This window comes from Thermococcus sp. LS1 (assembly GCF_012027395.1).
In the GTDB taxonomy this organism is placed as follows: Archaea; Methanobacteriota_B; Thermococci; order Thermococcales; family Thermococcaceae; genus Thermococcus.
Genome location: NZ_SNUJ01000002.1, coordinates 452,506 through 465,879, shown reverse-complemented (window position 1 = coordinate 465,879; position 13,374 = coordinate 452,506). Strand labels below are relative to the sequence as shown.

Annotated in this window: 18 protein-coding genes; 16 read left to right on the top strand and 2 right to left on the bottom strand. The window is 50.5% G+C overall.

Going from position 1 to position 13,374, the window contains the following annotated elements:
• The 16 genes from E3E26_RS07015 (at nt 1) to E3E26_RS06945 (ending at nt 11,960) form a co-directional block, all read left to right on the top strand.
• Nucleotides 1–1,173: a DUF2079 domain-containing protein gene (locus E3E26_RS07015; protein ID WP_167900555.1), complete on the top strand. Its 1,173-nt coding sequence runs from the start codon at nt 1–3 to the stop codon at nt 1,171–1,173.
• Nucleotides 1,174–1,177: 4 nt separating this feature from the next.
• Nucleotides 1,178–1,345 carry a hypothetical protein gene (locus E3E26_RS07010; protein WP_167900554.1) on the top strand — a complete coding sequence of 56 codons (168 nt, stop codon included), beginning with the start codon at nt 1,178–1,180 and terminating at the stop codon, nt 1,343–1,345.
• A gap of 216 nt (nt 1,346–1,561) precedes the next feature.
• Nucleotides 1,562–1,711 carry a hypothetical protein gene (locus E3E26_RS07005; RefSeq protein ID WP_167900553.1) on the top strand — a complete coding sequence of 50 codons (150 nt, stop codon included), beginning with the start codon at nt 1,562–1,564 and terminating at the stop codon, nt 1,709–1,711.
• The gene (locus E3E26_RS07000) at nt 1,708–2,061 is read left to right on the top strand and encodes a hypothetical protein (RefSeq protein ID WP_167900552.1); all 354 of its coding nucleotides are present in this window, start codon (nt 1,708–1,710) and stop codon (nt 2,059–2,061) included. Before E3E26_RS07005 ends, E3E26_RS07000 begins: the two co-directional genes overlap by 4 nt.
• Nucleotides 2,062–2,064: 3 nt before the next feature.
• Entirely contained in the window at nt 2,065–2,193 is a 129-nt protein-coding gene (locus E3E26_RS11265; protein WP_255452934.1) for a hypothetical protein, read from the top strand.
• On the top strand, nt 2,190–3,992 hold the full coding sequence (locus E3E26_RS06995; protein ID WP_370520097.1) for a hypothetical protein: 1,803 nt from the start codon (nt 2,190–2,192) through the stop codon (nt 3,990–3,992). The genes E3E26_RS11265 and E3E26_RS06995 overlap by 4 nt, the downstream gene beginning before the upstream one ends.
• Nucleotides 3,992–6,019, top strand: a complete 2,028-nt coding sequence (locus E3E26_RS06990; RefSeq protein WP_167900551.1) for a hypothetical protein — start codon at nt 3,992–3,994, stop codon at nt 6,017–6,019. Before E3E26_RS06995 ends, E3E26_RS06990 begins: the two co-directional genes overlap by 1 nt.
• An 11-nt stretch (nt 6,020–6,030) precedes the next feature.
• Nucleotides 6,031–6,558, top strand: a complete 528-nt coding sequence (locus E3E26_RS06985) for a hypothetical protein (RefSeq protein WP_167900550.1) — start codon at nt 6,031–6,033, stop codon at nt 6,556–6,558.
• Nucleotides 6,559–6,569: 11 nt separating this feature from the next.
• Nucleotides 6,570–6,905, top strand: coding sequence for a hypothetical protein (locus tag E3E26_RS06980; protein ID WP_167900549.1), 336 nt, complete (start codon nt 6,570–6,572; stop codon nt 6,903–6,905).
• Complete coding sequence (locus tag E3E26_RS06975) at nt 6,905–7,153, top strand: t26-9p (protein ID WP_167900548.1); 249 nt, start codon at nt 6,905–6,907, stop codon at nt 7,151–7,153. Before E3E26_RS06980 ends, E3E26_RS06975 begins: the two co-directional genes overlap by 1 nt.
• Nucleotides 7,150–7,959 carry a hypothetical protein gene (locus tag E3E26_RS06970; RefSeq protein ID WP_167900547.1) on the top strand — a complete coding sequence of 270 codons (810 nt, stop codon included), beginning with the start codon at nt 7,150–7,152 and terminating at the stop codon, nt 7,957–7,959. The genes E3E26_RS06975 and E3E26_RS06970 overlap by 4 nt, the downstream gene beginning before the upstream one ends.
• A gap of 11 nt (nt 7,960–7,970) precedes the next feature.
• Nucleotides 7,971–8,456, top strand: coding sequence for a hypothetical protein (locus E3E26_RS06965; protein WP_240911668.1), 486 nt, complete (start codon nt 7,971–7,973; stop codon nt 8,454–8,456).
• Between the two features lie 10 nt (nt 8,457–8,466).
• Entirely contained in the window at nt 8,467–9,261 is a 795-nt protein-coding gene (locus tag E3E26_RS06960; RefSeq protein ID WP_167900546.1) for a hypothetical protein, read from the top strand.
• A 124-nt stretch (nt 9,262–9,385) separates the two neighbouring features.
• A complete protein-coding gene (locus E3E26_RS06955; RefSeq protein WP_167900545.1) occupies nt 9,386–10,798 on the top strand; it encodes a helicase HerA domain-containing protein in 1,413 nt (470 codons plus the stop codon).
• Between the two features lie 11 nt (nt 10,799–10,809).
• Nucleotides 10,810–11,592, top strand: coding sequence for a hypothetical protein (locus E3E26_RS06950; RefSeq protein WP_167900544.1), 783 nt, complete (start codon nt 10,810–10,812; stop codon nt 11,590–11,592).
• Nucleotides 11,589–11,960, top strand: a complete 372-nt coding sequence (locus E3E26_RS06945; protein ID WP_167900543.1) for a hypothetical protein — start codon at nt 11,589–11,591, stop codon at nt 11,958–11,960. Before E3E26_RS06950 ends, E3E26_RS06945 begins: the two co-directional genes overlap by 4 nt.
• Here the strand turns inward: E3E26_RS06945 and E3E26_RS06940 are convergent, their stop codons facing one another.
• Together E3E26_RS06940 and E3E26_RS06935 are read right to left on the bottom strand one after the other, a co-directional pair.
• A complete protein-coding gene (locus tag E3E26_RS06940) occupies nt 11,961–12,638 on the bottom strand; it encodes a hypothetical protein (protein ID WP_167900542.1) in 678 nt (225 codons plus the stop codon).
• A gap of 38 nt (nt 12,639–12,676) precedes the next feature.
• The gene (locus E3E26_RS06935) at nt 12,677–13,306 is read right to left on the bottom strand and encodes a hypothetical protein (protein ID WP_167900541.1); all 630 of its coding nucleotides are present in this window, start codon (nt 13,304–13,306) and stop codon (nt 12,677–12,679) included.
• Nucleotides 13,307–13,374 lie beyond the last annotated feature (68 nt).

Here is a 13,374-nt window from a genome sequence, read left to right as displayed (position 1 = left end):
GTGGCCCAAAGATTTATTACGTTGGGGTATGAAAATTGTGACGGATTGGAGATGGAGGGTAAGCAGAAATTCCTGGCGGTAGTGCTAGTGTTCACGGTACTGATAGTTTTCTACTCTATTATTAGATTTCAGATAGCTAAGAGGATATTTCACGTCATGGATATTGACCTCTTTATTTTTGCAGAAAGCTTTAGGACAACTTTGCAAGGGGAAGGCTTCTTTTTCAACACAAACGAGTGGCAGACCTTTGGAGCGTGGAGCCACTTTGGAGTTCATAATTCGCCAATATTAATTCTTTTACTTCCAATCTATGCGTTATTTCCTAGTTATTATACTCTCATAATTCTCCAAGACTTGATAGTGCCCATCAGCGCAATAATTCTCTTTAAATTTGCCACAGAAGTCCTCGATGATGGAAAAAAAGCCTTAGTGGTTTCGGTAGTCTTTCTTATGAACCCACTCCTTCATGGAACAATAAGATATACATTCCATCCCTCTGTTTTTGGCATTCCGTTTATGCTTCTGTTCGCGTATTATATGGCAAGGAATGAATTGAAAAAGGCGTTTATTGCAGCGTTGTTCGTGCTGTCTGTGAGGGAAGATGCAGGCTTATTCCTTATTGCTTACGCGTTATTTGACGTTCTAAGAAAACATGAATGCAACATAAAAGGATGGTTTGACGAAAGACACGTCATTAATTTTGCAATGTTAGGACTAGGATGGATGGCAGTTAGCGTATTCCTTGTGATCCCATATTTCAATATTGCCCACAAATATCCCTTTTTTGGAAGATATGAAATAACAGAAGTTACTTTAGTTATCTTTGAAATTTCGCTAGCAAAGCTCATAGTTCTACTTCTGAGCGTTGCATTTGTGCCCCTAAGGAGGTACGCTTATTGGATACCAATAATCCTCCTCTGGTTAGAGAATGCCATAGCAAATAAGATACAACAGGCGATGATTGGATTCCACTATGATTATATGGTACTACCAATGACGTTTATTGTACTAGTATACGCACTTAAAGAAGACGAGACAGTAAACCTACGGAGACTAGTGTTCTCTGCGATGATATCAATGTTGCTATTTTCACCTATGTTTCGAGTGATCAATACTGAGCCAGTTTCTTTGGGAACATCATTGTGGGAATATATGGCAATTTTGTGGGGGTGAGATGATGGCCCGGGAAAAACTGAACGGTTCTGGTGCATTTGTTTGGTCGTTTAGTATCGATAAGGAGACTCATCGCATGATTAAAGAACTCTCTAGGAGCCTTGGCCTCAACAACGACTCGGCCGTTGTCAGGATGGCAGTAAGGAGGCTCTACAAAGAGATAAAGGCTTGATTCTCTCCAATCTTTTATAACCATTATAAACGCTCTATAAAGCACTTTTCTAATATTCTTAAATATCTTCGCCGTATTCTCTATTTTAGGTTACCTTGGGCCTTCCTCCGCTCAAATCAGTTCTCTAATCAGGTTCATAGTTTGGGGGCCGAGCCGTGCGCTCCGGTAGTTGGCTGGAGCCACGGCGATGAGGCCGAGTGCATATGGGTGGTAAAAATGCAGCACGTGGAGGATGTTGCTTCTCTAAAGAAGAAGCTTGAGCGCGTTCAGAAGCGTATCGTCGAACTCAAGCGCGAAGAAGCCCGCCTGATTCGGCAGCTCCAGCAGGCGAGGATGGCGAGCATCAAAAGGAGGGCGGTAACATGAGGCCGCGCTCGGCAAGCCAGCTGGTCCTATTCTTCCTCGTAGCGGCGATCTGGATATACTTTGCCTGGCCCATGATGACGAAGGAGAGCCTAGCAATCGGCGCCCTTGGTGGCCTTCTGGTTCATTGGGCTCTCACAAACAAAGGCTCAAAGGCAGTCGCCCTCATCGAGCCGCTCACTTCGGGCTGGAGGGTCCTTCTCTATGACATGATGCTCGTGGCCTTCCTCGCGGCGTTGATTCAGCAGAACGGCAGCGCTGTTCTTGACGTGCTCTGGCCTCTCAATGAAAAGACGGCGGTTCTGGTTTCCCTGATCAGCGCTATCGTCGTGGACTACTCGGTGGGAGGCTGAGCGATGGACGTTCTGCTCATTCCGCGCCTGGCCATCGCGGCTGCGTTCGGCCTTGTCCTGGCATATCTCGCGTATGACGCGCTCTCGGCCTGGTGGTGGGCGCGGGAGCACTCAAGGAGGTGGGTGAAGTGAAGAAGCTCGGCTTTGTGCTCGCTCTACTTATACTGTTTAATCTGTTGAGTATCAGCAGTGTTTCAGCGGCGAGTGAGATTACTATAGTTAGCAACGACGTTATCAGCGGGCCAGAAATTAAGTACTATGATTTCAACACGTCTTACATTGTTGATTGGATTGAGTTCAGTGTAAAGGTCGTAGAGGACGGAACTAAGCACGATTTCTTCCTAATGCTAATTGATGAGAATGGGAACGAGTGGGGCGTGAGGCTCTGGAAGGACGGCGGCGTAGGTATGACGACGCACAGTATTACGCCGCAGGGGTTGGCTGAGCCGCAGAATAACTACGACACAGGTATAGATTTCCAGGACGGGAATTGGCACACGATTAAGTTTGTCTTAGATAACGATAATAAAGAGGCGGACATTTATGTGGACGGTTCTTTGTTTGTACACGTGAACTTTTCAACAACTACAAAGTTCACAAAATTGAAGCTTGCAGGACACTACTACGACAGTGATACTGGCTGGTACGCTGATTTATACATTAACTACATTAAGGCGAGTGTTGAGGGGCAGTTCCCTGTCCAGTTTGTCATTAAGGATGCCCTTTCGGGCCAAGAGTTAAGCGGTGTAACTGTCAAGGAAAACGGGGTTATCATCGGGACTATTGATAGTGGCAGCTCGCTGATGCTGTGGGAGGGTTCTCATACACTCACTTTCGAAAAGCAGGGTTACTGGAGTGTTACGAAGACAGTAGTCTCTCCAGCAAACCAGACAATCGTCATTGAAATGTACCCCTCCAGCGCGGCCTTCAAGCTCGAAAACTTCCCGAGTGACATCACGATTCCCGAGAACACGATTTACGAGCTCACTTTCACCCTGAGCCCGATTGAGACGAGCGCGACCTACAACACTTACCTCTCATTAAGCGGCCTCTCTGACATCATAGAAGTCAGAAAAGACGGCTCTCTCGTCAGTCCCGAGAACGGGAAGTACTACCTCGGCGACATCTCCTCGCCCGTCCAGGTCAGCATCAAGTTCAAGGCCGGCGCGGTCGGCACTCATGGTTTCACTCTCACCCTCACCTCGAACGACGCCATTATGAGCAAGACCTACACGACGACGAAGACCGTCACCTACACCGTCGAGCCGCTCCCATTCTCGGTTCAGATGCCCTCTGAGTGGCAGGTCGGCCAGAACGAGCTGAGGATTTCTGAAAGCTCTGGCCAGAGCTACCTAATCACGGCCGTTCTGAAGGACAGCCAGGGCAATGAAGTCTGGAGCGATTCTTATGCCTTCAGCCCGTACGAGGCTCACACTTTCCAGGTCAATGTTCCAGCTGAGGGCAGCTACACTCTCGAGCTGATGTGGAACGGCATGACTGCCGTCTATGACATCACCGTGAACCCGGCCATTACCCTCGTTACCAAGACCATCACCGTCAGCGAGGGCGGCGAGGGAGTCATCACGCTCCACTTCAAGAACCCGAGCTCCAGCGTGCAGTACTACACGATTGTCGTCAGCGGCGGCTTCCTGCCGGCCGAGATAAACCAGAGCATCAGCGTTGCTCCATTGACTGAAAAGGATGTTTCAATAGCCTTCGCCGTGCCGGAAGACCTGACTTACGACGCCTACGAGCTCCAGGTGCAGGTTCTCCAGGGTGATGCAGTCGTCTTCAGCGACAAGGTTGCCGTTACAATTGATTCTGGAGGCTTTACGCTCTTCGGCGGCGGTAGTGGTGGAAGCACTTGGCTCTGGATTGTTGGAGGACTTCTCGTCGTGGGTCTCGGGATTTGGGCACTGAGAAGGAGGTGATGGCAACGAACGTGAACGTGCCAGTTCCCGCTTTTCCATCTATTCATATGGACAAAAGGAAGCTGAAGCAGTACCTATTTCCTTTCATTATCATAGCAATCATCGCAGTTGCAGTGGCAGCCGGCGCAGCGGGATACTACCTCGGCTCTTCAGGTAGCGATAGTGGAGGTGGCTCAGAGACCGTCTCGAACTATGCAAACACTTCCGACACGACAAATGACGCCGACACTCTCCGGCAGATTGCCAACGCCATCGATGATGCTAATCAGGAAGCCTACAAGAAGATTGCAGAGCTCAACGCCATGCTCCGCTCCGACTTGACCAAGTACGACATCACCGAAGAGGGAGCCACCGGAGATCTATGGGTCGAAGTCTATGGTCCTGAGAAAGTCTACGGCTTCTCTGCATTCCCCGTTCAGGTCAAGCTCTACACGAAAGAGAGCAACATTCCGTTCTCATATGTCCACATTAGGAGTATCAGCATCTACATCAAAGAAGAAAACAGCACTGTGGAACTCTGGAAGCGTATTTGGGACTATGGAATCAATGGGAGCGAAGGGCTGAACGGCGAAAGCGCTGTTTATTCAACAATTCTCAAGGTTCCAGACCCTCTCGCTTACCAGGTGCAGAGCATCATCACGACAGGAGCCGTCTCAAAGGACGTTCTTGAGAGCGTTTTTAATACGAGCACGAAGTCGTGGGAGATTTACGTCGATGTGGACGCGTATCGCGAGGTCTGGCAGAGCGACCCAAGCCTTTCCGACCAGCAGGAGTGTGAGAATGCAGGTGGAAAGTGGGACTCTGACACGGGTACCTGTTACGTCTTCGTCAGGAATGCCGACATCGACTACCACGTCCAGACGACCTCGGCATGGAAGCATGTAACTAGAGCAAACGACGTGGCCCTGCTCAATGAAGGCTTCTACTCCAGCCTCCCTGTTAAGTTCCTAGCTTCAGACGCGGCCTCAAAGTGGAGTCTCTATCAGGAACAGTTCGCAGGAGCGGTTTCGAACTTCATCATTCTGACTTACGCCAATCCAGTCCACGTTATGGGATCGACGGCTGACTACAAGTTCTACATCGCGCCGAACCCTGGATACTTTGAGCCGCTCAAAGTCAACTACACCGATGACTTCCGCTTCCTGACAGTCAGGGTCTACAAGGACGGGCATTGGGAGGTTGCAGACAGCATCTTCGGAAACCTTGGAACGCTGACAGACAGCACAGCAGTCGAGAAGCTCCTCAACGCGAAGTACACCGAGGATCCTGATGCACTCACGTACAAAGTCTTCGGCATGGCTTACTTTGAGATTCACCGCGATGACGGAATTACGATTCCAGTCTGGCTTGTAGCGAAGCCAGAAGTCTCAATCATCCAGAACACCCGTGTGGTCTTGGACGATACGCAGATTGAGCAGCTCACTGCCCTCGTGGATGACAAGGAGATTTCAGAAGCTGACCTCGAGCAGATACGACAGACGGCACAGGCATGGATTGACGGCATCAACGAAAAGATAGCCAATGCTAAGGCCCTCAAAGCAAAAGCTGAGGGTGTGAACAACGACAAGGCAGCGGAATATGCCGGGAAGGCCATAGATGCCTATGAGGAGGCCATTTCAGCCCTTCAGAAGCTCATGCAGACTGACGACTACCAGATGTTCCTGAACTGGCTGAACGTTGCGAAGAAGTACGAGCAGGCTGGCGATATGTACACGAATGCTGCAGAGAAAGCCCTCTATGGGGAGTATGAGCAGGCTGAGCTCGACGCAAAGATGGCTGAGGATCTTATTGACCTTGCAGACAGCTACAAGCCAGGGTTCAGCTTTTTCGGAGGGGATCTGCCCTTCGGTCTTACCTGGATGGACATCATAGTTCTCATCATAGCTGCAATAGTCGCGTGGGTAGGAAAGCAGTTCTTCGGGCCAATTGGTGCACTCTTTGGCCTCGTGGTCGCAATTGGCTGGTTCGCAGGCAAGGGAATTGGAATCGGCCTGGATTGGTTGTTTGACAAGCTCAAGTTCTGGTGAGGTGGTGGAGAATGGGTGAAAAAAGTCTGAAGTTTGGACAGTGGGTCCTCAAAACAGGCCTTGCCTCGGCCTTTTTGGGGGTCCTGCTCTGGTATGGAGCCGAGAAGAGCATTACAGTGGCGCAGGTGAACACGGCACTGGCCAGCGTGCCCCTGGCCTTCGTTGCCCTGATAGAACTCTTCGACAAGATTGCAGACAAGAACGACTATTACAACAGACTCTACGCTACGTTCGGAGCAAAGAAGAGCCGTGCAGGAGCTATACTCACCAGCCTGTTTTTCGCGGCCCTCGGAATGTTTGTCGTTATTTGGGCACTGAGTGGCACGATAACGATGAACCTCGGAACAATAGGGCCAGAAAACATCTTCGTCGCAGGGCTCATCAGCCTCTACATCTTCGCGCCCGAAACGGGCGACGACGAGCTTCTACTTTGGGCCTGGATTGGAGCAACCATCGCTACAAAGGGACAGTACCTCGTCCTGTTCCCGCAGATGTGGGGCTTTAGCATGCTCGTGAGGACGCTGATTCCAGCACTCTGAGGTGGCCCACAATGCTCGGCAGGGTTGCAGCAGCTCTCATCGCCTTCATCCTCTGTGTTTTCCACTGGCAGGACACCATCATCACAGTAGGCCAGCTCCTTGGGCTTTCAGGCTTTTGGGCCCTCTACATCCCCTCGGCCCTCATCGGGCTTTCCGTCTACAGGATCGCAGACCTGGACAATTGGGGCGTTTGGGACGCGGCGGCATTCCTCACCATCGGCAGCATCGCCATGCTCGCCATGACCAGCGACCCGCAGGCGACAGTCTATGAACTCATCAAGGGCGTTGTGAGCTTTTCAGTTGCAGCCATACTCGGTGCACTCGCCCTCCGTGGAGGTGGGCGCTGATGGACGTCAACGCGGCAATTGATGGATTCAAAGAAGTCGCAGCGGCCCACCCCTACCTCGGCCTGGCGATCATATTATTCACCATCGGTGTCCTAGTGCGCGGAAAAGTCAGCTATGTATTCTACTTCCTCGGCGGCCTCGCGCTCCTGCAGGAGTTTTCGTTGTTTGGAACCTTTGTTGAGTTCCTCAAGGGGATTCCTGACCAGATAAGCTCCCTGATAAACGCGCTTGGAGGTGTGTTAGGTTGAGAAAGAAGGAAAGGAGACTCGTGACAATCGGCCTGATAGTGCTCTTCGCGGCCATAGCCTGGTGGGCCTACAACGGCGGCTTCGGCAGCGGCGGCTTTGTTGACCTGAGCAACACCCTGAACGACAACACCAGCACCACTGAAACCTACCAGCTCGCCATAGCCGACCTTTCGGCGGCTGTTGACCAGGCAACCGGCCACGTGCTCGTGACCTTCAGTCTGACCAACGCCGAGCACTTCAACATCAGCAGCGTTGAGATCCTCTACGCGCTCAACGTCGCCGACCCGAACAACGCCACATACACCGCCCTGAACGCCACCGCCGAGAACGGCACCTACAAGGCCGAGATTCCGTCAAAGTTCGGCGACCTCGTCTACTACAAGGTCAAGGTCACTTACGACGGCGATAAGATCCTCGAGAGTGAGGTGCAGAGCATAACCGTCACCGACACCACTGCACCGACCCTGAACTCTGTCAGTATTGACTACAACAGCACGGCCCTGACCTTTGCAATCAGCTTCAACGCCACCGACAACGACCAGATTGCAAAGTACTACGTCTATTGGGCCGACCTCGGAACTTCCAACACCGTGAGCAACACTACCACCTTCACTCCAGTCGAAGCAACCACCCTGCTAGTCACCATAGCCAACCTCACCGATGGCAACTACTACGCGTTCTACTTCAAGGTCGAGGACCTGAGCGGCAACATAGCTACCCTCTACAACGAGACGGCTCCGCTCATCATCCAGGCCAACGCGAGCGCCACCTGGCCAGTTATAGTTCCTGAACAGAGCTCCAGCTGAGGTGGGCTGAAATGATGCCCACCTACCGCGCCTCTCCATCTTTTTCAAAAGTGATATTCCGGCTCTTTGCGATAGTTAGCATAATTTTTTTGCTCCATTTCAGCTATTCGACATTTGCCGAGCACGACCCGCTGAAAGAAAGACTGTACGAGCTCGGCTATCCAGCAGAGGGCTACATCTTCACCAACGACACGGTGAGGTGGGCCGACGGTCACCTGACAGTCTTCCAGGGCGCCTACGTGGAGGACTACCCAATCACCGCCGAGCAGGCGTACGAGATCGTCAGGAACTACCTCGCCGACTACAACCAGAAGCTGAAACAGTACGACATGAAAATCGAGCCGAAAAAAGAGAGCCTCGCGGAAAAGGAGGAGAACGACAACCTGTATTGGGTCTTCGAAGTCTACATCCACAAGGGCTCGACGGAAATCTTCGCGGGCTTTGCCTACGTAAACAGAAAGACAGGCACGGTGAAGATGAAAGGCCTTCTCGACTGAGGTGAGCGAGATGAAGAGGTTCACAATTCCGTTTATCATACTAATATATATTGGACTAAGCGGGCTCGTTGGGGCCCTCTACACCTGGACCGGAACGGCCGACGTAGGCTCCCACATCTACGTGAATGACCTCACTCTCACTGTTGACCAGGACAACATAACCAAAGAGCTCGCCCTTATAATAGAGAAGAACGGTCAGCTCCTCGGCCTGCTCAAAGCCGGCGAGAGCGGCGAGTTCCAAGGGTTGAGTATTAGCTTCAAGGAGTTCAACGGCTACGGCATCATCAGCATCCAGAGCGAGGAATTCTTCACCGTTTCCATCACCTCTTCCAGCGAGCTCGAGCAGCTACGGCAGGAGAATACGGTCCTGAGGGCCGAGAATGAGGAGCTAAAAAAGGAAGTTCAAAGCCTCACGGCAGAGAACAAGAAGCTCAAGCAGCAGGTTTCAGAGCTTGAAAAACAGCTCTCAAGCCAGCCCGACGTGCAGGGCCTCCAGGCCCAAATCACGAACCTCACCAAAGAGAACCGCGAGCTCAAAGCGCAGATCGCGAACCTGACAAACAAAGTGAACCAGCTCAAAGCTGAGAATGAGTTTCTAAGCCAGCAGAACGAGGAGTATCGGACTATGATTCAGAATCTTCTCAAGGAGACAGCGCAGGGGAGCGAGCAGGACTACATTGAGCAGGCAAAGAAAGAGCGCCTCATAGGTTCTGTACTGCTGAAGAGCATTCTATTTGCCGGTGTCATCGTGGGGCTGATTGGATACGGCCTGTACAAGAAAAAGAGAGGATGGGAGTTAACATAGCTATAACACAGAAGGAGGCGGGAGTTTTGAGGGAAAAGGCCGACGGCAGGGGAGGAATCGTGTAAAAACATTATGTGTGTGAAAGGGGTTATTTTATTTTCAGTAAAGAAACGGAGGGGTTAGCGTGGAGTACGTTGGCAAGAATCTGGCCTCATGGGCACCAACAACAAAAGGGCGCCTAAACGAGATTTATCTCGGAAGAGGCGTTAGAAGCATGAACCATACTCTAGACCGCTGGCTGAGGATCAACGAGGACGATGCTAACCACATGCTCTTCCTCGGACCGAGCGGCTTCCAGAAGTCAACAACAATGAAAGCCATCCTACAAGAGATCTGGCTAAACACTCGTTGGGGCAGGAATCAGGAACCTCCACTTATCATAATCTTCGAGCGCAAGTACGATCGCGCTAAAGCGCAACTGGTCAAGAAGACGTTCTACGATCTGGTCAGGGAAAGAGGAGAGGGCTGGCTGAGGGCGAGGATGACCCAAGTAATGGAGCTCAAGCTCTATATCCAAATGCTTGAGCTTCCAGCCTATGAGGGGCAGCTTGGACTCATGGGGGACTTTGCACTCGGGTGGGAGAACATCCTCGGCTGGCTGAGGTACGATAGGCAGCACACCCTCTTCAGCCTCTTCGGTATCCGGCCACAGGCCTTCCCCATCAGGAGATTCGTCTTCAATCCAACCAGAGATCCTCATCACATAGCCCTGGACTCTGGACCGGAGACTGAAGTCGTTGCAACATTCATCCGGTATGAGCGCTTGGACTTCGAGGATGTTGCTAAGGTCGTGAACATCAACCCCAACACAATCTATGCTCAGATCATAAAGTCGGCGTGGGATGAGGAGAAGGCAAGGGATCCTGATGATCTAGTCTTTGAGGCAAAAAGGATCTACAATGAAATGCTGGAATTTCTTGAGGTGGAAAACAAGAAGCCTCCAACGAGCCTGTGGGGCGTTTACAACGTCGCCAAGAGCCTCAAAAAGGTTCGGTGGTTGAAAGTCAAAGGAAAAGACCTCTTCGACCAGCTCGACAACACGAAAATCAACGTGATTGACTTTAGCCAGAACTCCGACCTGACCGAGAGCGCAAAGAACATCATCTTCAAGAAAGTCGTCGAATGGGTCCTGAACGAGTACGTCCAAGAGAAAGAGACGGCCGTCTTCATCGCTGGCGATGAAATCCAGAATTACCTCCGCTCCCGGTGGGGCAAAGCTATGGCCGCCAAACTCTTCAGAGAAGGCCGTTCCAACCAGGTAAACTTTCTCGCCGCCACGCAGTACCTTCACAGCCTGCCGTCCGAACTCATATACGGAGCCAGCCACATCGCCATCCTCGGGACCCTCGCTTCAGCTGACGATTACGCGCTCCTGAAAAAGGTTGTTCCAGATTTTGACGTCAGCTTTGAGCGTATTGTAGCCTCTTCGCCCGATGAAGTTGAAGAGCTCAAAAGAAAGTATCGCGGGCGCGGGTATTTCATTTATAACAAGTTCTTCACCGAGCGGATTCATTTCCGCCCTTCACAAACCCTGTGAGGTGAGTTGAGATGCTCGAGTGGTTGAAGAGGAAAAAGAAAAGAGACGGTGGCCTTCCAAGAAGGGATTATTATACCGAACCCCAAAGCGGGCTCCAAGAAAAAGTCCTTGAGAAAGCCGAGCAGACCGAACAGAAATTGATGCATGAGGAAAAGCCGGTCCTCCAGGACTGGAGGCAGAAACAGGCCGTCCAGTCCCTAAAGTTTGTGAGAACCCACCACCAAGTTCTGAAGGTCTACTACAAATTCAAAAGCGGCAGCAGCATGGTGAAAGAAATCGTAACCCTCGGCTATGTCCAGGGCGTTGCGATAGCTCCTAACAATATGCTCGTGATTGCATATACCCCACGGCCTCCAAGTTGGCTGGATGAGATATTTCTCTCCCTCGCCAGAGTGCTCGGCAGGGGGCCACAACAGAAACTCCTCTGGACCTTCCCACAGTTCGCCCCACTCTCGGCCATGGATACAACGATAATCGTGGAGACCTCAAGGATAATGAGCACAGTGTGGGGCGACTTTGCAATGCCTCCAGAGCTGAACGAGGAGCAGATCGCAGCCTTCTACGCAATCTACCAGAAGAGCCAGACGCTCGAGGCCCTGGTTGATAACGTGCTCAAGAAGACCGGCTCGCTCGTGAACACGGCCCTGGACATTAACCCGTTCGTCAAGAGCTACCAGCTCATCGAGAAGACCAAAAACCAGAAGAAGAAAGAGGAGCGCTTCAAGGTGGCTGAAGGTGGAGAAATCATCCTTAGCAGAGGAGAGAAAGACATTTGGGAGGAGTTCAATATATGAGCGAGGTAGCCGAACCAACCGCCCCACCACAGGACGAACAGAAGGTCGTAGCGAAGGACCTGTTCAAAGAGATCCTCGAACAGCAGGAGGCCGTGGAGCCGCAGCATACTCTCCCGACTGAGGATGTGAAGGTCAGCGAGAAGGAGAGAAAGCAGAAGAGTGGCGGAAAACGCCGCTACATTTCCATTACTGACAGAACTAACTCGGCGCTGATGCTCCTCGTGCTTCGGAGGCTGAAGGCGGCGGAAGAGCACTCGTTCCAGCCCGACGTCAAGGAGAATATCCGCGAGGCCGTAGTGCTTTTGAAAAGAATCATCGAGGAGAACGAGGACATGTTTCCAGGGGTGTTGAAAGAAAGAGATAAGTAACTAGAGCTTTAGAAGCTCTTCTTCTAATTCTTCATCGCTCATGTCTAATATCCTGTTCACCTTTTCTAAAAGCTCCTGGCTTTTTTCTCTAATTTCTTTGGCCTTTTCCATAGAGTTTTTAGTATCTCTTATTCTCTCCAACTGCTCGTATTCTGAAATTAAGGAATTGTACTCTCGTATATCGATTCCCCATTTTTCAAGGAACTTCTCAATTTTCGACGCAGTCTTGTTTATCATCCCAAGCTCATCCGGAGCTAGCGTCTGATTACCGTGACGTTTCTGATAATTGGTTTTCACAAAAAAGAGGCTATTATGTAACGGTTTATAGTTCCTATTTGCTCTAGAATTATTAACTAGCTCTCTCATAATCTCTTCCTTAAGGTATCCAATGAGTGAATTCTTGATGAACTCAATATTCATGCGCTGTTTCTTCATTTCTATTAGAGTCTGGCGTGTCAGCTTCACTTGTTCAGAAGTTTGTTCTACAGCCTCCCTGGTAGCCATTGTTTGAAGTGCAACAAAAATAGCCACCAAAATATTTGCCATAGCTACCGCAAACTGAATACCGTTCACATCTGATATAAGATAGCTCCTAAGAACAAAACCTCCAAAAAGGGCCGTTAAGACTAATAATGAAATACTAAAAACCTTAGCCCAAATACTTCTGTCATTGTCCAATTTCTGTCACCTCACGACAGACAGCCGCCTTCTTTTCATTAAGACCTTCCTTCCAAGATACCTCTCAACTTGTGAACACACTCAAGCGCCCTGATGCCAAGATAGCCCTGATTCCGATCCAGAATGGCCTTCAAGCAGTTCTCTTCTATTTCATATAATAAATCTAACAACTTCGACTTGGTCTGAATATCCAGCTTTCTGAGATCCACGTCCCCCTTAACAAAGTGCCTGAGCTCAGAATACCCAACAGGCATGGAAGCTTCTTCTTCGAGCAATATGAGAATACCCAAGCACTTATCGATGAAGGCCTCCATGTCAACCTTACTTATCCGCCCTTCGATTATGATCTTGGTCTCCTCAGAGACAATGCCCCTGCTTTCCGGCTTCACCTTCCAGACCTTAAACCGCACCTTCGGGGCACCACCTATCTTCTTGAGAACCTTCTCGTCAAAAGGCAAACCGGGCATGGTTTCAATCTCAATCAGAGTACCTGCAACAACCTCCTTGCCGAGCAACTGAGACTTTATTGTCTCCTCCATTCCGTAGACTTGGACCGTCGGTTCGTCAGGAATCAAGTACACCTTTTTAGCAACCACTTTCTCAGTAGGTTCAATATGTCTTGGCAATTCTTTAAGTTCCTCTTTCTTTCCAAACAAAGGCATCGCCACCACCTCCACCAAGTTAATTTCTTCCGATTGCCGAGATTGCTAAAACAAAAAGGAATAGTGCCTGAGGC